Raw genomic sequence first — 18,238 nt, 5'->3', positions numbered from 1 at the left:
CGGGCGGAGGTCGCTACGAGGAGAGGTCGTCGAATTTGTCGACGCCCGCCTCCGCGACGTCCATATCCTGCTCGACCGCGCCCCCGCTGACGCCGATCGCGCCGACGATATCGCCGTCCCGCTCCAGCGGGTAGCCGCCGCCGAAGATGACCATCCGCCCTTGGTTGGTGTTCTGTAGGCCGTACAGCGATTCACCGGGTTTCGTCGGCTCCTCCAGGTCGTGCGTCGGCATGTCCAGCGCGGCCGCCGTGTAGGCCTTGTTCCTGGAGATGTCGACCGACGCGAGCCACGCGCCGTCCATCCGGTGTTGGGCGACGAGGTTGCCCTCGGAATTCGCGACCGTGACCACCATCGGATTGTCGATCTCGTTCGCCCGCCGTTCGGCCGCGTCGATGACCTCCTTCGCCGTGTCGAGACTCACTGTGTCTACCATGCGATATCTTCCCACACTAGTGGCGGATATAAACGCCCATTATGAAAATGATAATATGTACGGATGAAATACAGTTACGGTTGAAATGATCAGCTGAAGGCACTCTCAAATTGGGTGTTGTTTGTTTTTCGTCGGATAACGGGCGAACATTTACAACGGAGACCGTGGTCCGTTTAGCGAGGATCGATACCGAATGTCAATGAACGCCGTCGTCTATCAGGGACCGAACGAGGTGGCCGTTGAAGCAGTTGACGAACCGGAAATCGAACACGAGAACGACATCATCGTCGACATCACGACGACGTGTATCTGCGGCTCGGACCTTCACATGTACGAGGGACGGACCGCGGCCGATCCGGGAATCGTCTTCGGCCACGAGAACATGGGGAACGTGATCGAGACCGGCGACGCGGTCACGTCACTCGAGGAGGGCGACCGTGTCGTGATGCCGTTCAACGTGGCCTGCGGGTTCTGCCGGAACTGCGAGAACGGCTACACCGGGTTCTGTACCAACGTCAATCCCGGCTTCGCCGGCGGCGCGTACGGCTACGTCGCGATGGGGCCGTACAAGGGCGGACAGGCAGAGAAACTCCGGGTTCCGTACGCCGACTTCAACGCGCTGAAGCTACCGGAGGGTGACGCACACGAGGACTCCTTCGCACTCCTCGCGGATATCTTCCCGACGGGGTGGCACGGCACCCGACTCGCGAATCTGCAACCCGGCGAGTCGATCGCGATCTTCGGGGCCGGCCCCGTCGGCCTGATGGCCGCCTACAGCGCGAAGCTTCAGGGCGCATCGGAGATTTACGTCGTCGACCGCGTGGAGAGCCGCCTCGAGCTAGCCGAGGAGCACTGTGACGCGCGGCCGATCAACTTCGAGGAGAGCGACCCAGTCGAACAGATCAAAGATTTACACGGCGAGGGCGTCGACAACGGCGTCGACGCGGTGGGCTATCAGGCGATCGATCCCGAGACGGATCCAAGCGACGACGCGTACGATCCGGCCCGCGAAAACCCCGCGGTCGTGCTCAATCAACTCATCCAGGCCGTGCGACCGACCGGCGAGCTCGGCATCCCGGGACTGTACGTCCCGTCGGACCCCGGCGCGCCCGACGAGATGGCGGCCCAGGGCCGTCTCGGTATCGACTTCGGCAAACTCTTCGAGAAGGGGCTGAAGCTGGGCACCGGCCAGTGTAACGTCAAGGAGTACAACCGACAGCTTCGGGACATGATTATCGAGGGGCGTGCCGACCCCAGCTGGGCCGTCTCCCACCGCGTCGACCTCGACCGCGCGCCGGAGATGTACGAGAAGTTCGACGAACGCGAGGAAGGCGTCATTAAAGTCCTGCTCGAGCCGTAGCCGGTCCGCCGGCTCGGACCGGGTCCTCGCCCGGTCCGCTAGCGATGTCGACGTTAGCTTCGCAGCCACGCTGTCGGGTGTTCATCGCGAAGGTGATCCTGATACCGTTTGATCAGTTCCGCATAGGATCCCGCAGCCCCGTGCCACTCGCAGTGACCGCACTCCCGCTCGACCGTGTCGCTCGCGCTAGTAACGTGTCCGCCCCGTCGATTCGTGCTCATCGTCGCCTCCTCGCGACGCCCGAGTGTTGCTGTCCCATTCGTCAATCACTCGCGTTCGATGCCGTCGCGTCTTTGCTCTATCGCTTGCGGCGACTCGAGCGTGTCTCGAGCGGCAAAACTGGGATCGCGACGATCGGCAACCCTGACGCATATGCCAGTACTGCAGCTCCCCCGTCACGACGGCTGGACGCGGCTGCTCGAGGACGACGATAGCTATCAGGACGCCTTGTCGCGGCCGAGTCCGTCAGTCCGCCGTTCCGTGGCCCCGCTCGCGCTCGAGGGTCGTCACCGCGACCCCCGCGATCACGACGAGGCCGCCGGCGATCGTGACCGCGTCGGGGACCTCCGCGAGCAAGACGAGCGCGAGCAGGGTTGCGCCGACCGGTTCGCCGAGCCACGCGACGCTGACGACGACCGACTCGAGGTGCTCGAGGACCCAGTTGCTCACCGTGTGGCCGAAGACGCCGGGGCCGACGGCCAGCCCGAAGAACAGCAGCCACTCGCGGGGCGGGTAGCCGACGTAGCTGTGGCCCTGCAGGCCGACGAGCCAGAAGAGGGCGAGGACGCAGGCACCGTAGACGACGGTCACGTAGGGAAACAGCGGCACGCGCTGGCGGATCGAGCGGCCGGCCAGCACGTAGCCGGCGACGGTCACCGCGCCTAAGACGGCGAGGGCGTTCCCGTACGGCGTCGCGCCGGAGAGGGCCGCGCCCCCGGTGTCGCCCAGCGACATCGCGGCGGCCCCGACGATCGCGACGGCGATTCCCGCCGCCGTCACCCGGTCGATCCGTTCGCCGAGGACGAGGCTCGCACCGAGGGCCACGAAGATCGGTTGGGTCTGGACGAGCGTGACGCTCGCCGCGACCGTGGTGTGCTCGAGGCTCTCGAACCACGCCGCGAAGTGGACCGCGAGCGCGAGGCCGGCGACGGCGGCACCCGCGAGGTCGCGCCGCGAGAGTCGCCCGAAGGCCGCGCGGTGGCGGGTCACGGCGAGGGGCGCGACCAGCACCGTGGTAAAGAGGACCCGGTAGAAGGCCGCGACCGAACTCGGGGCCGCGCTCCAGCGAACCAGAATCGCGCTGGTGCTCGTCGCGAACACCGCGACGGCGAGCGCGACCGCCGGCGTGACCTCGAGGTCGGTGTTCACACGTGATCGCACTCGCTCGAAGGCCCAAACGGGTTCCGGAACGAACTGTCGGTCGCTACTCGTTGGGGAGTCGCGAGCCGCGGTAGATCGATGCGAGCTCGAGGTCGACCTCGTCCAGTCCGACGATGATGTCGTCCTCAGCGTTCAGGGCTTCGGCGTCCCACTCCTCGAGGAACGCGACGGCGTCCGCGCGGTCGGCGTAGGGACGCGGGTCGATCCCCATCGGATCGTCGGCCGCCTCTTTGTCGGTGATGAGGACGAAGTGAGCTTCGGTCGCGTCGATGAGGTCGCCGGTCCGGCGGTCGACCGCCCACGCCCCGGCGATCGGCGAATCCGGCGTCGACGAGGCGACGTAGGCGAACAGACAGCCCGGGGACTCGACTGTCGCCCCCAATCCGTTTTCGTGAACGAGTTGCCCTCGACCGCCGAAATATTTCTGAACCGACATACCACAGACAGCGCAGCTGTCGTCGTCCCCGAACTCGACCGGACCCTCCTCGACGCCTTCCATCGTCGGCTCGTACACCTGCGCCTGAGAGTCGTCGTCCTCGTCGTCCTCGTCGCCGCCGAGACACCCCGCGATGCCGGCGGCTGCGCCCGCCCCGAGCGAACCCAACAGCTCCCGGCGCTCGAGTCCCTCGCGGTCAGTCATGGTCCGTTCTAGTGGCCCAACAGGCAAAAACGAGCGTGGTACACCTCTCGAATCCGAACGGAGCGGCGTTCCTCCGACCGGCTTCGCCGATCACTCGAGTTGCGCTTTCGCCAACCGGTGGCGCGCCCGGAACATGGCCTCGAAGCCGAGCGTCGAGACGGGCTCGACCGCGTCGCCGAGGCCGCCGAACGGCAGGTCGTACTCGACGCGATCCCGGATCACTGTCTGCTCCCGGTCGGCGAAGAACGTGTGCGTGTGCTCCCAGTGGTCGAACGGGCCGTGAACCATCTCGTCACGAAAGTACGCTGACCCCTCGCCGCGCTCGCGGGCCGTGATCACCGACGTCCAGTGCTGGCGCGGCCCCACGCCGAACGGGCGCATCGACAGCGCGATCTCCGACCCGGGCTCGAGCACGTCCGGGTCCGGCTCGCCGTCGGGGCCGATCACGCGCTCGACGCGCAGCTGGAGCCAGTCGGGCGTGACCCCTTCGAGCCCGGAGATCCGCGAATGAAACCCCCAGACCGAGTCGAACGGCGAGTCGACGGTCGTTTCGCGTTCGTATGTCTGCATGAACTGTCCGGGGGTACGACGCCCAGCGTGAAAACGTGAATCCCGACGGCGGCGACGACGGAGAGCTCCGGGGGTTACTTCAGTCGCTCCTGCAGGAACGAGGGATGGGCCGCGGTGACGCCGTCGATCTCGAGGAGTTCCTCGGAGATGATCTCGCCGAGCGCGTCGCCGTCCTCGGCGCGCACTTCGGCCATCAGCATGTGGTCGCCGCTGGAACTGTACAGCGCCTCGACCTCCTCGAGGTCCTTGATCGCTTTCGTCGCCTCGACGTAGCGCTCGCTCGCCACGTCCAGTCCGACCATCGCGATCGTCTGGCTCGAGAGCTTCTTCGGGTCGATGTCGGCCGAATAGCCGACGATGACACCCTCCTCCTCGAGTTGATTGATGTACTTGCGCACTGTGGGCTTCGAGACGTTCGCCCGCTCGGCGATCTCGGCGTAGGACGCCTGTGCGTCCTCCTCGAGAACGTCGAGAATACGGTCTTCCGTCGCCTGCGTACTCATGAGAGTATGTTTTGCTCGGGCAGAAAAATATCTTTTGTATACGAAAACGACGGATATCCGAACGGAAGACGGCGAGCGGGCGGCTTTCAGGCCGCAGTTCGGCCGGATAACCGTCGGACTTATTCGCCCGCTGGGCCCAGACTCCACACCGGTATGGTCGACCCAAATCTCGTCAGCGGTTTCGTCTGGGTGCTCTGCGGGCTCGCGATCCTGGGCCTCGGCTCTCTTATCGCGTTCCGCGGGCGTGTCGATCTCCACGCGAACTACGACGAGTCGGTCGACCCGGCGTACGTTTCTCGATGGGCCGGCGGGACGGCCCTGCTCATGGGGGTGCTCGTGGTGGCGTACGGCATCCGGGAGATGCGGGCCGGCTTCGACCCCCGCTTTCTCGCCGGGCTGATCGTCGCCTTGCTCGTCCTGCGATACCTCTCGAACCTGTTCGCCGGCGGATTCGGCGCTCGCGAGTAGCCGGCGGCCGACTGCGGCGACAGCAGTTCCCGGACCGACGCGTTAATGATCGCTGAAACGTGAGGTATATAACATGTTGGCCAGCGATCGTGACCCCAGATCTGCGCTCCTCTCCGTCGCGCTGGCGCTCGTTCTCCTGACCGCGGGCTGTGCGACACTGCCGAGTAGCGGCCCGACGCCGGCCGATATCGAGCAGGAAATCAGCGACGCCGAGCCGCCGAACGACGTCACTGCGACGGTCGAGGTTCGCCGGACCGTCGACGGCGAGACGACCCGATACACCGAAGCCGTGTGGCTCCGAGCCGACGGGAAGAGCCGAATCGAAACCAGCGCCGGCGGCGCGGAGACCGTCATCGCGGACGACGGCGACGAGCGCTGGCATTACGACGCCACCCACAACTGGGCGACTCGCCTCGAGACCGACCCGAACGCGACATCGTATCTCGAGGGACTGTACGAACAGCAGAAGCGCTACCTCGAGGCCTACGAGATCACGGCGACCGAGGAGACGACGGTCGACGGCCGCGACGCCTACCGCGTCGCGTTCGATCCGCCGGACGGCGAGACGATCGAGCGCTCGATCAGCGTCCTGATCGAGGACACCGAGTACGTCATTCCGCTGGCGACCAGCGAGGGCGAGCCCGCCGACCGCAGCGTCGACCGCGTCGAGGTCTGGTACGATCAGGAGACGCTGTTCCCGGTCAAACACGCGGTCGAGGGCGAGGGGGTCGCCCTCGAGCGGACCTATCGGAACTTCACGGTCGACGGCGGGATCGACGACGAGCACTTCGCGTTCGACCCGCAGGCGGCGGGCGCGAACGGCACGCACGTCGAGTCGGTTACGTTCCCCTCGATCGACGCCTACGAGACCATCGACGCGGCCGCGGCGGCCGTTCCGTTCGCGGTCGCCGAGCCGCCGGCGGACGCGTTGCCCGACGCGGTCGAACTCGACTCGATCACGAGCTACGAATTCCCCGACGAGAACCGGACGCAGGTCTCGCTCCGGTACCGCACGCCGGACGACGAGACGGTCGCTGTCACGACGAGCGACGGCCCGCGACGGTTCGCGGTCGGCGGCGACGCGGTCGCGGTCGGAACCGCGACGGGAACGATCGCCGAAACCGACGCGGGCACGGAGGTACAGTGGTCCTGCGGCGAGCAAACCTATTCGGTCTTCGCCGACGAGGCGTTCGACGACGGCACGGCCGTAGCGGTCGGCGAGTCGCTCCAGACTGACTGCTAACGGAGTCGGTATCCCGTTTCCCTCCCCGCTCGTTACACTCGTGAGACTGTGAACCGTCTCGAGTCGAGTCGGAAACTGCGAAAAAACGAACCGTGGAGATCGCGCGAATCGGGGCTACGTGTGGCGCTCGAGCAGGTCGTAGCTGCGCTCCCACTCGACGTCGTCGTCGAAGTACCGTTCGGCCAGCGGCTGGTCGGGGAGCTCGCCGACGGCGGACTTCTCTTCCTGGTAGGACGGGCGGTCCTCGTCGACGTAGTAGCGGCCGGTCAGGACGGTGCCCTCGTTGAGCACGTCCTCGGTCTCGCGCATCATCTCGGCGGCTTCCGCGCGGTCGTGGATGTCGTGGTCGTAGTCGTCGGACTCCTGGATGTCGACGTAGGGGACGTACTGCCGAGCGTCCTTGTTCCACGTCGGACACTGGGTCAGGAAGTCGATGTGTGCGAAGCCGTCGTGTTCGATGGCTTCCTTGATGATCTCCTTTGCCTGATTCGGATTGACCGCGGCGGTGCGGGCGACGTAGCTCGCGCCGGCGGTCAGCGACTGCGACAGCGGCCGAATCGGCGTCTTCGCGCTGCCCGAGGGCTGGGTCTTGGACTTGTGACCCTTCGGGCTGGTCGGCGAGGTCTGGCCCTTCGTCAGGCCGAAGATCTCGTTGTTGAACACGATGTAGGTCATATCGTGGTTCTCCCGCGCCGAGTGGATGAAGTGGTTGCCGCCGATCCCGTAGCCGTCGCCGTCACCGCCGGCGGCGATAACCTCGAGGTCGGTGTTGGCGAGTTTCGCGGCGCGGGCCACGGGCAGCGAGCGCCCGTGGATCGTGTGGAACCCGTACGTGTCGAGGTAGCTGTTCAGCTTGCCGGAACAGCCGATCCCGGTGACGGTCAGCACCTCTTCGGGCGTCTTGCCGATCTCCGGCAGCGCCTGTTTCAGTGACTTCAGAACGCCGAAGTCACCACAGCCCGGACACCACGTCGGCTGCGGTTCGACGCCGGGGGTAAACTCGTCCCGGTCGATCTCTCGTTCCTCTCCGATCGCGTTGAATGCACTCATGGGTCAGTCACCTGCAGCGGGTTCGATTCGTACCTGTGCGGTCGGTTCGCGGTCCTCGTCGGCGAGATTGACTTCGAAGCCCTCGACGATCTCGGCGGGCTCGAAGGGGTTGCCGTTGTACTTCAGCAGGCTGGTCAGCTTCTCGCCGAAGCGACCCAGTTCCTTCTGGAGCAGGCCGCGGAACTGCGCGGTGGCGTTCATCTCGACGACCAGCGCCTCGTCGACGCTCTCGAGGAACTCGGTCACTTCCTGCTCGGGGAACGGCATCATATCGGAGACGCTGAGCCCCTTGACGGAGTGGCCGTTCTCGTTGAGTCGGCCGATGGCCTCCTCGACGGCACCCTGACTCGAGCCCCACGTGATGATACCGTAGTCGGCCGTCTCGTCGCCGAAGTAGGTCTGCGTGGACTCGCGTTCCTCGTCGAGTTCCTCGCGGATCGACTCGAGTTTCTCGATGCGACGATCCATTTGGGCGACGCGGTTGTCGGGGTCCTCGCTGATGTGCCCGACGGGCGAGTGCTCGTTACCGGTCGCGAGGTAGCGCCCGCCCTTCTGGCCGGGCAGCGACCGCGGGCTGACGCCGTTCTCGGCGTCCTCGTGGTTGAACCGCTTGAACTTCCCGGAGTTGTCGTGTGCGGCCTCTCGAAGCTCGTCTTCGGTCAGCGTCGACCCGAGATCCGGCTTGGGTTCGCGGTCGAAGAACTCGAGGTCGACGTTGGTGTTCTCGCCGCCGAGCTTCTGGTCGTAGATGAGGATCGCGGGGATCTGGTAGTCCCACGCGATCTCGAAGGCGAGTCGGGTCTGCTCGTAGGCCTCCTCGATGTTGCCCGGCGCGAAGACGACGCGCTGGGAGTCGCCCTGACTCGTGTAGAGCACGTGCTCTAAGTCGGACTGTTCGGGCTTGGTCGGCATCCCGGTCGAGGGACCGGCGCGCATGGCCTCGATGAGGACCAGCGGCGTCTCGGTCATCTCGGCGAGCCCGAGCGGTTCGCTCATCAGGGCGAAGCCGCCGCCCGAAGAGCCGGACATGGCCTTGACGCCGGCGTGACTCGCGCCCACTGCGAGCGCGGCCGCGGCGATCTCGTCTTCGACCTGCTCGGAGACGCCGCCCATGTCGGGGAAGTTCTGGCTGAGGATGGTGAACACGTCCGTCCACGGGGTCATCGGGTAGCCGGCGATGAACCGACAGCCGGCGTCGATGGCACCGTAGGCGATCGCGTTCGAGCCCGACAGCAGCGCCTGCTGGCTCTCGTGGGAGCCTTCAGGGACCCGGAGGTCGTGCTCGAAGTCGTACTCCTCCGTGACGATGTCGTGGGCCTCGTGGAGGATCTCGAGGTTCGACTCGAGGATGTCCCCGCCCATGGCGTCGGACATCAGGTCCTCGATGTGCTCGAGATCCATGTCGAGCAGCGCCGCGGTGACGCCGACGCCGGCGGTGTTGCGCATGACCTCGCGGCCGTGCTCGCGGGCGAGCGACCGGAGGTCCATCGGGAAGACGTGCCAATCGTTTGCTTCGGCACGTTCCTCGAGATTGATCGCCTCGACGTCTTCCTCGCTGACGAGGCCCTCGTCGTAGACGATGATCCCGCCTTCGCGGAGGTCGTCTAGGTTCTCCGAGAGGGGTTTGATCTCTTCGTTTCCGTAGTAGGCCTCTTCCTGTGGGTTGCGGGCGAAGGAGTCGCCCAGCGCGAGCAGGAAATTGTAGCCGTCGCCACGTGACTGTACCTCGCGGTCCGCGGCCCGGATCTCGACGTAGGTGTGGCCGCCCCGAATCCGCGACGGATAGTGGCGGTGTGTAAATACGTCGAGCCCCGAGCGCATCAGCGCCTTGGCAAAGTTCTGGCTCGTCGAGTCGATCCCGTCTCCGGAACCGCCCGCGATTCGCCAGATGAGTTCGTCGCTGCTCATAGGTGGATCAGTGGCCGATGGGCCAACCGTACCCGGATTTTCGCACTACCGGACCTAAAGCCTTTGCTATAGATTACCAAGGAACTTTCGTGAAGAATGGACAGCCATTGAAGAAGATGTATGAAAGATCATTATTATATCCGCGATTCGAGCGCATACTTGTCCACATTCGTTCGGAGAACGGAACCCGCGTTTGTGGCTATTGAACTATTCTCCCGTGTTCGGCCGTTTTCAGGGTGCTACTCGAGGCCGGCGGGACCGACCGGTTCGAGTCCAGTCTCGGCGACGAAATCGGCGAGGAAGTCGGCGCGATCGGGGATCTCGCTGGGGCGATGGGAATCAGTGCCGACGGTGACGGCCACGTCGTGTTCGCGCAGAATGGACAGCAATCGCTCGGAGGGATGGACGACCTCGGCGTCGGTCAGCGCCCGGCCGGCGTTGATCTCGGGAACCGTTCGGGAATCGGCGAACGCCTGCGCCACCTGCCGGTACTGTTCTTCCGTCGCCCGTCCCCGCAGCGGCGGCGTCCGCTCGAGCAGGTCGGCGTGGGCCGCGATATCGAACAGTTCCGATTCGACGAGTTCGATCAGCGTTTCGAAGTACTCGTCGGTGACCGCGTCGCGCTCGGCGTCGGACATCGCCGCGAAGTTCGACGCGACCTGGACGTTGTTGCCGCCGATATCGTGGACGCTCCCGATCGCGTAGTCGAAGTTCGCTTCCGCGAGAAACGCGTCGATCGCGTCCTCGTCGCGCGGATCGTAGTCCATCTCGACCGCGTCGTAAACCTCGAGGTCGAACTCCTCCCGGAGCCGTTCGATCCCCCGCCGCCGGCGCTCGTAGGTGAGATCGAGGTTGAACCCATAGAGGCTGCGCATCGATTCGGGTCGCCCGCGCGAGGCCACGTTACAGTGGTCGGCGACGCCGACGCCCTCGAGTCCGGCGCTTTCGGCGGCGCGTACCATCCCCCTGAGAAAGCCGCCATCCGAGTAGTTCGAATGGACGTGAAAGTCGCGCATACGCCGTCGACCACGAAAGACGGGTTAGTAGTTTCGCTCGCGGAACAGTTTCGAACGGTGAGCTGTGCTTTTGGCTGTCGGACAGCGGACATATTCGCTGCTCGAGCGGAGTAACATCGGTGTAATCACCTAACACTGGTATCCGCGAGCGCTTAAGTCGGACACGCCCCCATTCACGTGTACGGATACTTCAAATGTCACAGCAAAAATCCGATTACGTAGACGACACCGAGATCGACGCGACACTCGACGAACTCCCAACCGACGAGGCCGTTGAGACGGCCGTCGAAAACCTCGAGGCTAACGGCTTCGATGTCGTCGTCGCCGACTCGGCCGACGAGGCCCTCGACGCGGTCCAGTCACAGATCCCCGCCGGCGCGTCGGTGATGAACGGCCACTCCACGACGCTCGAGGAGATCGGCTTCGCCGACTACCTCTCGGAGGGCGACCACGAGTGGGACAGTCTGGCCGACGAAATCTGGAGCATCGACGACGACGCAGAGCGCCAGGCCGCGCGGCGAGCGTCACAGACCGCCGACTACTTCCTCGGCGGCATCAACGCGATCGCCCAGACCGGCGAACTCGTCGCCGCCGACCGCTCGGGCAGCCGGATCGGCGCGTACCCCTTCGCCGCGAGCAACGTCGTCATCGTCAGCGGCGTCAACAAGATCGTGCCGACGCTCGACGACGCGCTCGACCGCCTCGAGTCGGTGGCCTACCCCCTCGAGAACGAACGCGCACAGGAGGCCTACGGCGTCGACTCGGCCATCGCCAAGGAACTCATCTTCCGCCAAGAACTCGAGGAGGGGCGCACGACCGTCGTGCTCGTCCGCGAGCAGCTGGGATACTGAGCCGGTTGCGCTCGGGTAGGTCTCTGCAGTGCAGAGACGCCGCCTGAAAGGGTGTTTTCCCTCTCGATTTTGCACTGATCAGTCTCGAGACTGTCGTGCTGGCGGATCTATCACGCCGGCGCAGATACGTTCATCATTGTTCGTGACGTACTATCGCTGATCAGCGCAGATGCAAGTCACAGAAACACAGGAAGTCGCGTGTCCCAAGTGCGGTGAAACGAGTACCATACCGGTCCCGGACGCCGATGTGGACCTGAAAATCAGCCCGTATCGAGCGGCGTTCGGAGCGCACACGAAGGTGGACTGTGCAGCTGCGCACACGTTCTGGGTCTACTACTGCTAAGACGACCGATTTCGTCTCAATCGAGGGTGTGCCGCCGGCCGGCGAGTTACTCGTTGTTCGGGTTGCTCGGATGGTAGTCCGTGTCGTACTCGCCGGGCTGGTCGTCGAGGCGGTCGGGGTTGATCCGGCCGCTCAGGAGCATGAAGTCGGCCAGCGTCAGCGCGAGCATCGCCTCGACGACGGGGACGCCCCGCGGCGGGAGGACGGGGTCGTGACGGCCGATGACCTTCTCCTCTTTGAGCTCGCCCGTCTCCCAGTCGGCGGTCTGCTGGGATTTCGGGATCGAGGTGGGCGCGTGCAGCGTCACTTCGCCGTAGATCGGCTCGCCGCTCGAGATGCCGCCCTGAATCCCGCCGTGGTCGTTCTCGATGGGCGACGGGTTGCCCTCGTCATCAAATTCCCAATCGTCGTTGCGCTCTTTGCCGGTCCATTCGCGGGCCTCGCGGCCCAGCCCGAACTCGAAGGCCGTCGTCGCCGGCACCGCCATCATGGCCTGGCCGAGTCGTGCGGACAGCGAGTCGAAGCGGGGTGCGCCGAGGCCGACCGGAACCCCCTGCGCTTCGAAGTAGATGCTGCCGCCGATGGAGTCGCCCTCCTCCTGGTACTCCGCGATCCGCTCTTGCATCGCTTCGGCCGTCTCGGGGTGGGCACAGCGGACGTCGTTTTCCTCCGAGTGCTCTTTGATCTGCTCGAAGCTCACGTCGGGGGCCTCGATATCGTCGATCTGGTTGACGTGGGCCTTGAGTTCGATCCCCTGCTGTGCGAGGATCTTTTTCGCGATCGCACCCGCGGCGACCCAGTTGACGGTCTCGCGGGCCGATGAGCGGCCGCCGCCGCCCCAGTTTCGCGTGCCGAATTTGGCCGAGTAGGTGAAATCGCCGTGGCTCGGCCGCGGCGCGGTGATGAAGGGCTCGTACTTGCCCGAGCGGGCGTCTTTGTTCTGGATGACCAACCCGATCGGCGTACCGGTCGTGTAGCCGTCCTGAACCCCCGACTTGATCGAGACGTCGTCGGGTTCGCCGCGGCTGGTCGTAATCATCGACTGGCCCGGCTTTCGCCGGTCGAGATCTGCCTGAATGTCCTCTTCGGAGAGTTCGAGGCCGGCGGGACAGCCCGAGACGGTACAGCCCATCGCCTCCCCGTGGCTCTCGCCGAACGTGGTCACCTGAAAAAGGCGACCGAAGCGGTTGCCGTTCATTACCACGTCGTCGGTGGCGGGGCCACTTAGCGGTACAGGGTTCGAACGCGGCCCGATTCCCGCACCGGGACTCGAGCGATCCGGAACGCCCGTGTGCTGCCCGGCCGTTTCAGGCGGACGTCGTCCCGGCGATCGTCGCCCACAACGAGGCGAGCGTCGCGACGAACGTCAACGCGATCGCGGCGGTATAGCCCCCAGTGTAGGCGATGCTCGCAGTGCCGAGCAGGGGCATGACTAGGGCACTGGTCCCGATCGCGACGTTGAACACGCCGACGATCGCGGTGTCTTTCTCCGGGTCGTAGATCCCCATCACCAGCGGCACGTACAGCGTCGCACAGCCGCCCAGTCCGAGTCCGGTCAGGAAGATCGCGACCGCGAGAACCGATAGCTGCGGCAGGAACAACAGCGCGATGCCGGCGGCCGCACAGCAAAGCGACGCGAGGAAGGCCCGGAGCGAGCCGACGCGGTCGGTCGCGTAGCCGCTGCCGAGCCGCGAGATGATGCTCACGCCGCCGATCAGGCCGTACGCGGTCGCGGCGTCGGCCGCGGTCAACCCCCGCGCGGCGAACAGGTCGATTGCGTACGCCGTCAGCAGCTGGTACCAGGCGAAGGCCAACCCGACCCCGACGAACAACAGCCGGAAGCTCCGGGTGCCGACCAGTCCGCGGGTCCACTCGAGGAGGTCGCCGGCCGTCGCCGTCGAGCGCTCCGCCCAGGTCGGCCGCCGGCAGGTGAGTCCGGCGAGCAGGAACGCGACCGCAGTCACTGCCATGACTACGAGAAAGCCCTGCCGGACGCCGACACGCGTGAGGGTTCGTTGCCAGATCGGCGGCAGGACGAACAGCCCCAGCCCGTTGCCGACGAAAATGAGTCCCGTGGCGGCCCCGCGACGACGGTCGAACCAGCGAGGGACCACCGACGCGAGCACCACGAAGACCGTGCCGAGCGCCAGCCCGAGGACGGCGAACACGACCGTCAGCCCGACGGGTGACTCCACCGCGTACAGCGTCGGGGCGATCGCGCCGGTAGCGACGGCACAAGCGAGCAACACGATGCGGGCCGGAACCCTGGCGGCGAAGACCCCGATCACACCGGACCCAATGAAGAACGTGAACAGCATGACGGCGAAGACCCCCGAGAGCGCGACCGGCGACACCCCGAAGGCTTCGCCGAACGGCCGCTGGAAGACGCCGTAGGAGAACGCCGTGCCGAACGTAAACACCATCGCGATCGCGCCGACGATCGCCACGACCCAACTGCGGCGGCCGTCGGGCCGCTCCCCGGTTGCGGTTTCGGTCGTCACGTCCCCGCGTCGCCGGCCCGCCGTCGAAAGCGTTCCGTTTCGGAACCGGGTCCGGGTGTGAAAGATACCGGATACGTACACGACGTGGACTGCGACACTGCCGTACTGCGACTCGATTCGACTCCTCGCACCGATGTCACCACGCTTATACAGCTCACCGGGAAAGTCAGCGGGTAGAACCAATGCGCTGGCAGTACCGGACGACGGTGCTCGTGCTCTGTCTGCTCGCCTTTTTCGTCACCTACTTCGCGCGGATGGCGATCAGTCCGGTCATCCCGTTCATCGTCGCGGACTTCGGCGTCTCGAACGCGGAAATCGGGCTCGCGCTGACGGGGATGTGGCTCGCCTACGGGCTCTCACAGTTCCCGAGCGGCGTCCTCAGCGATCGGTACGGGGAGAAGCCGGTCATCCTCGTCGCCGTCAGCGGCACCGTGATCGCGAGCGTCTTGCTCGCGTTCTCGCCGATCTTCGCCGCGTTCGTCGTGTTCGCGGTCGGCCTCGGCCTCATCGCGGGGCTGCACTACTCCGTCGCGACGACGCTGCTCTCGCGGACCTACGACGAAGTCGGACGCGCCGTCGGGATCCACTCGATGGGGGGTCCGCTCGCCGGGCTGGTCGCCCCCGTCGCGGCGGCGTGGGTGGGGACCCGGTACGGGTGGCGGCCGGCGCTCGCGCTCACCGTCGCGGTCGGCGTGCCGGTCTTCGCGCTGTTCGCGTGGCGGATCCGCCCGACTGAACCGCGGCGACCGGATCAACCGATGCGCGACCGGTTCGAGGTCGCGACGCTGTTCGAACTCGTCTCGCGACCGGCGGTCGCGTTCACGCTCGCGGTTGCCATGCTCGGCACGTTCATCGTACAGGGACTGCTCACGTTCCTACCGACCTTCTTCGTCGAGTACCGCGGCTATTCGGCCACGGTCGCCGGGACTGCATTCTCCGCGTTTTTCGTCGTCCGAACCGTCGGCCAGTTCCTGCTGGGCGCTCTCTCCGACCGGTACGGCCGCGACCTCGCGATCGGTGGGTCGATGCTCGCCGGGACGATCGGCCTCTTCGGGCTGGTCGCGGGGCAGTCGCGGGCCACCGTCGGCGTCGCCGTCCTATTTGCGGGCCTCGGCTCGAGTTTCTTCGCGGCGCTCGATCCGCGCTTTCTCGACCAGTTCGGCGACACCGAACGCGGTGCCGGTTTCGGGCTCGTCCGGACGTGCTACACCGTCGTCGGCTCCGCCGGGTCCGTCGGTGTCGGCCTGCTGGCCGACCTGTTCGGCTGGGGAACGTCGTTTCTCGTCCTCGGCGGACTGTTCGCGGTCACCGTCTGTTCACTCGCCGTGAACCGAGCGTTTGGCCTCGGCTACTAATCGCAGAGTCAGCGCGCGGCCATCACGCGATTCGTCTTCTCCGTCGCCGCCTTCGGTGCCGGCCGGATCCTCGGCCTCGACGCTCGCCTCGAGACCGACGACCTCGGCGGCGAAACCTTCCTCGAGCGCTACCCGCGCCTCGAGTACCTCCTCGGCGAGGCGGCTCTTTTCGACCGGACGCCGAAACAGATATCTGAGCTGTAAGAAAGATATATGCGCTCTCCGCTCGAACGAGGGACTATGACGGATCAGCCCGGCCCCACCGAGTCCCCGCCCGAAGAGCGAAGCGGGGATCGGACGACGTTCCAGCGCGTCTACGACTGTCTCGTCGGTACCACCGATCCCGCGTCCGCGGGGGAGTTCGCGTCGCGGGCGGACTGTTCGGAAAACGGTGCTCGGCGAGCGCTCGAGCAGCTCGTCGAGATGGGAATCGCGGACCGATCGAACGAGCGGCCGGCATTGTATCGACGGAACCCGTCGTACTTCCGGTGGAAGCGCGTCGAAACGCTCGCGCAAGAACACAGCGCGAGCGAACTTCGCGCCCGCCTCGAGGAACTCATCGACGCGGATCGAGAGCGACAGGAGCGATACGGCCTCCCCGAGCCGGACGCCGTCGTCCCGGACGATTCGATCGAGGACCACGATACCCTCCACGACCGCTGGGAGGATCTCACGGAATGGCGGACGATCCGACGGGACATCACGCTCTTGAAACGAGCCGTCCGCCGTGCGGAATCGTCGGCCGACGATCGAGCACGGGTCTGAACCGTGACCGCTCGAGAAGAGGGGCCGAGCGGCCCGCTCGACGTGCCGACACTCGAGGTACTCGCGCGGCGTGCGACCACGCGGTCGCTCGTTTCGAGCTGGGAGTTTCGACCCGATTCAATCTCTCCGAGGGTCCTCGAACTCCGACTCGACGAGACGCGGTATCCGGCGAGCGTGACCGAGAGTCGGCTCGATGTTCGCTGGTTCGTCGGCGGCGACTACACGATTCACTACCTCGAAGCCGTCGACGATCGGACCTGGCAGTGTCGGTGGGATCGCCATCCGAAACCGACCGCCCCTCGTGAGCATTTTCACCCGCCGCCGGACGCGTCGTCGCCCGCCGAGTCCTCACCGCTCGAGGCCGACCATCACCTCGGTGTCCTCTTCAGCGTCTTGGAGTACGTCGAAAAGCGAATTCAAGAACGACACGAGTGATTCGACGGCGCAGTTCGAACTCGATCGCCGCACCCTGACACGACCACCGTTCGTCTCGGCCGAGTCGCTCACTCCGTTCGCGAACGCGGTGCTCGCGGGTCACTGCTCACGGCTTTCGCCGTTCGCTTCTCGAAACCCTCGCTACGTTCGGGCCTCGCATCCGTTCCCCGCTCGCAGTTCGCGGTTCTCACTTCGTTCGAACCGCGCTCCCCTCGCAAAATCTGTCTGGCGAGAGCAGGGCTCTCGCTGACCGTCGTTCACTCCGTTCACGAAGAGACCAAAAGGGCTACTCCGAGCGGTTTAGGGCAGTTCGAACTCGATCGCCGCACCCTGACACGACCACCTTTTGTCTCGGCCGACTCGCTCACTCCGTTCGCGATCGGCCTCGCAAAATCTGGACCAAAAGGGCTACTCCGAGCGCTTCAGGGCAGTTCGAACTCGATCGCCGCACCCTGGCCGAAGCCGACGCATTCGGTCGCGATGCCGCGGTCGACGCCCTCGCGGTTCATCTCGTGGACCAGCGTCACCGGCAGCCGCGCGCCGGAACAGCCGAGCGGGTGGCCGATGGCGATCGCACCGCCGTTGACGTTGAGCTGATCGTCCGGAATCCCGAGTTCGCGCTGGGAGTACAGCGTCTGGCTGGCGAAGGCCTCGTTGATCTCGACGAGCCCGTAGTCGTCGATCTCGCGACCGGCGCGCTCGAGCAGGCCCTCCGTCGCCGGCACCGGGCCGACGCCCATGATCGTCGGGTCGACGCCGGCGACGTAGCTGGTCCCGACTTCGGCGAGGACCTCGAGGTCGTTCTCGTCGGCGAACTCGCGGCTGGTGAGCATGACGCCGGCCGCGCCGTCGGCGATCTGGGAGGCGTTGCCGGGCGTGACGGTGCCGTCCTCTTTGAACACAGTGGGGAGTTCGGCGAGCTTCTCCGGGGTCGTGCCGGGACGGAGCCCCTCGTCCTCGTCGTGGACGCCGCCGTCGGTTTCGATCGGGACAATCTCGTCGTCGAATTTGCCTTCCTCGGTCGCTTCGACCGCGCGCTGCTGGCTGCGCGCGCCGTACTCGTCCTGTTCCTCGCGGCTGATGTCGTACTGCTCGGCGACCTTCTCGGCGGTCATCCCCATCTGGAGGTTCCGCATGCCGTACTCCTCGTCGAGTTTCGGATACATCTCGCCGCTGTCAGCCGCGCCCATCTTGACACGGCTCATACTCTCGACGCCGCCGGCGATGACCGCCTGGTGGCGGCCCGCGGCGATTGAGTCCGCGGCGCTGATGATCGCCTGCGCGGAGGAGGCACACTGGCGGTCGATGGTCGTCGCCGGCACCGACTCTCCGAGGTCCGAGAAGAGCGCGATCTGTCGTGCGATGTTCGTCCGCTGCTCCGAGCGCTGCTGGGCACAGCCCCACATCAGGTCGTCGA

20 protein-coding genes are annotated in these 18,238 nt (G+C 65.8%); 8 read left to right on the top strand and 12 right to left on the bottom strand.

What is annotated here, in order from left to right; translation table 11 throughout:
- Positions 1-13 precede the first annotated feature (13 nt).
- On the bottom strand, positions 14-433 hold the full coding sequence (locus C489_RS02385) for a GlcG/HbpS family heme-binding protein (protein WP_049890514.1): 420 nt from the start codon (positions 431-433) through the stop codon (positions 14-16).
- A 199-nt stretch (positions 434-632) separates the two neighbouring features.
- Between C489_RS02385 and C489_RS02380 the strand changes: the two genes are divergently transcribed.
- Positions 633-1,793 carry a glutathione-independent formaldehyde dehydrogenase gene (locus C489_RS02380; RefSeq protein ID WP_006429524.1) on the top strand — a complete coding sequence of 387 codons (1,161 nt, stop codon included), beginning with the start codon at positions 633-635 and terminating at the stop codon, positions 1,791-1,793.
- 53 nt (positions 1,794-1,846) lie between these two features.
- Here the strand turns inward: C489_RS02380 and C489_RS22030 are convergent, their stop codons facing one another.
- From C489_RS22030 to lrpA1, 5 genes are all read right to left on the bottom strand, one after another.
- Positions 1,847-2,014, bottom strand: a complete 168-nt coding sequence (locus C489_RS22030) for a hypothetical protein (RefSeq protein ID WP_006429523.1) — start codon at positions 2,012-2,014, stop codon at positions 1,847-1,849.
- A 244-nt stretch (positions 2,015-2,258) separates the two neighbouring features.
- Entirely contained in the window at positions 2,259-3,161 is a 903-nt protein-coding gene (locus tag C489_RS02375; protein ID WP_006429522.1) for a DMT family transporter, read from the bottom strand.
- A gap of 55 nt (positions 3,162-3,216) precedes the next feature.
- Complete coding sequence (locus C489_RS02370) at positions 3,217-3,813, bottom strand: nitrous oxide reductase accessory protein NosL (RefSeq protein ID WP_006429521.1); 597 nt, start codon at positions 3,811-3,813, stop codon at positions 3,217-3,219.
- A 90-nt stretch (positions 3,814-3,903) separates the two neighbouring features.
- Positions 3,904-4,383, bottom strand: coding sequence for an SRPBCC family protein (locus C489_RS02365; RefSeq protein ID WP_006429520.1), 480 nt, complete (start codon positions 4,381-4,383; stop codon positions 3,904-3,906).
- A 74-nt stretch (positions 4,384-4,457) separates the two neighbouring features.
- Positions 4,458-4,886: an HTH-type transcriptional regulator LrpA1 gene (gene lrpA1, locus C489_RS02360; RefSeq protein WP_006429519.1), complete on the bottom strand. Its 429-nt coding sequence runs from the start codon at positions 4,884-4,886 to the stop codon at positions 4,458-4,460.
- Between the two features lie 153 nt (positions 4,887-5,039).
- On the opposite strand from lrpA1, the gene C489_RS02355 reads away from it, so the two are divergent.
- Together C489_RS02355 and C489_RS02350 are read left to right on the top strand one after the other, a co-directional pair.
- Positions 5,040-5,354, top strand: a complete 315-nt coding sequence (locus C489_RS02355) for a hypothetical protein (RefSeq protein ID WP_006429518.1) — start codon at positions 5,040-5,042, stop codon at positions 5,352-5,354.
- Positions 5,355-5,427: 73 nt separating this feature from the next.
- Positions 5,428-6,597 carry a LolA family protein gene (locus tag C489_RS02350; RefSeq protein WP_006429517.1) on the top strand — a complete coding sequence of 390 codons (1,170 nt, stop codon included), beginning with the start codon at positions 5,428-5,430 and terminating at the stop codon, positions 6,595-6,597.
- Positions 6,598-6,711: 114 nt separating this feature from the next.
- Here C489_RS02350 and C489_RS02345 read toward each other — a convergent pair whose 3' ends face one another.
- The 3 genes from C489_RS02345 to C489_RS02335 form a co-directional block, all read right to left on the bottom strand.
- Positions 6,712-7,647: a thiamine pyrophosphate-dependent enzyme gene (locus tag C489_RS02345; RefSeq protein WP_006429516.1), complete on the bottom strand. Its 936-nt coding sequence runs from the start codon at positions 7,645-7,647 to the stop codon at positions 6,712-6,714.
- Between the two features lie 3 nt (positions 7,648-7,650).
- Entirely contained in the window at positions 7,651-9,555 is a 1,905-nt protein-coding gene (locus C489_RS02340; RefSeq protein WP_006429515.1) for a 2-oxoacid:acceptor oxidoreductase subunit alpha, read from the bottom strand.
- Positions 9,556-9,794: 239 nt separating this feature from the next.
- A complete protein-coding gene (locus C489_RS02335) occupies positions 9,795-10,571 on the bottom strand; it encodes a PHP domain-containing protein (protein WP_006429514.1) in 777 nt (258 codons plus the stop codon).
- A gap of 194 nt (positions 10,572-10,765) precedes the next feature.
- Here C489_RS02335 and C489_RS02330 point away from each other — a divergent pair, with 194 nt between their 5' ends.
- Positions 10,766-11,422 carry a lactate utilization protein gene (locus tag C489_RS02330; RefSeq protein WP_006429512.1) on the top strand — a complete coding sequence of 219 codons (657 nt, stop codon included), beginning with the start codon at positions 10,766-10,768 and terminating at the stop codon, positions 11,420-11,422.
- Positions 11,423-11,591: 169 nt separating this feature from the next.
- Positions 11,592-11,765, top strand: a complete 174-nt coding sequence (locus C489_RS23195) for a hypothetical protein (RefSeq protein WP_449289377.1) — start codon at positions 11,592-11,594, stop codon at positions 11,763-11,765.
- 46 nt (positions 11,766-11,811) lie between these two features.
- On the opposite strand, the gene aroC is transcribed toward C489_RS23195, so the two are convergent.
- Together aroC and C489_RS02320 are read right to left on the bottom strand one after the other, a co-directional pair.
- On the bottom strand, positions 11,812-12,963 hold the full coding sequence (aroC, locus tag C489_RS02325; RefSeq protein ID WP_006429511.1) for a chorismate synthase: 1,152 nt from the start codon (positions 12,961-12,963) through the stop codon (positions 11,812-11,814).
- A gap of 109 nt (positions 12,964-13,072) precedes the next feature.
- The gene (locus C489_RS02320; protein WP_083902748.1) at positions 13,073-14,188 is read right to left on the bottom strand and encodes an MFS transporter; all 1,116 of its coding nucleotides are present in this window, start codon (positions 14,186-14,188) and stop codon (positions 13,073-13,075) included.
- Between the two features lie 260 nt (positions 14,189-14,448).
- Here C489_RS02320 and C489_RS02315 point away from each other — a divergent pair, with 260 nt between their 5' ends.
- The 3 genes from C489_RS02315 (at position 14,449) to C489_RS02305 (ending at position 16,821) form a co-directional block, all read left to right on the top strand.
- Complete coding sequence (locus C489_RS02315) at positions 14,449-15,621, top strand: MFS transporter (RefSeq protein ID WP_006429509.1); 1,173 nt, start codon at positions 14,449-14,451, stop codon at positions 15,619-15,621.
- Between the two features lie 240 nt (positions 15,622-15,861).
- Positions 15,862-16,386 carry a DUF7342 family protein gene (locus tag C489_RS02310; protein WP_006429508.1) on the top strand — a complete coding sequence of 175 codons (525 nt, stop codon included), beginning with the start codon at positions 15,862-15,864 and terminating at the stop codon, positions 16,384-16,386.
- A gap of 3 nt (positions 16,387-16,389) precedes the next feature.
- On the top strand, positions 16,390-16,821 hold the full coding sequence (locus C489_RS02305; RefSeq protein ID WP_006429507.1) for a hypothetical protein: 432 nt from the start codon (positions 16,390-16,392) through the stop codon (positions 16,819-16,821).
- 422 nt (positions 16,822-17,243) lie between these two features.
- Here C489_RS02305 and C489_RS02300 read toward each other — a convergent pair.
- Positions 17,244-18,238: thiolase family protein (locus C489_RS02300; protein ID WP_006429506.1), on the bottom strand; the 995-nt coding region annotated here is incomplete at its 5' end.

Source organism: Natrinema versiforme JCM 10478 (assembly GCF_000337195.1).
GTDB lineage: Archaea > Halobacteriota > Halobacteria > Halobacteriales > Natrialbaceae > Natrinema > Natrinema versiforme.
This window is presented reverse-complemented; position numbering and strand designations above follow the sequence as displayed.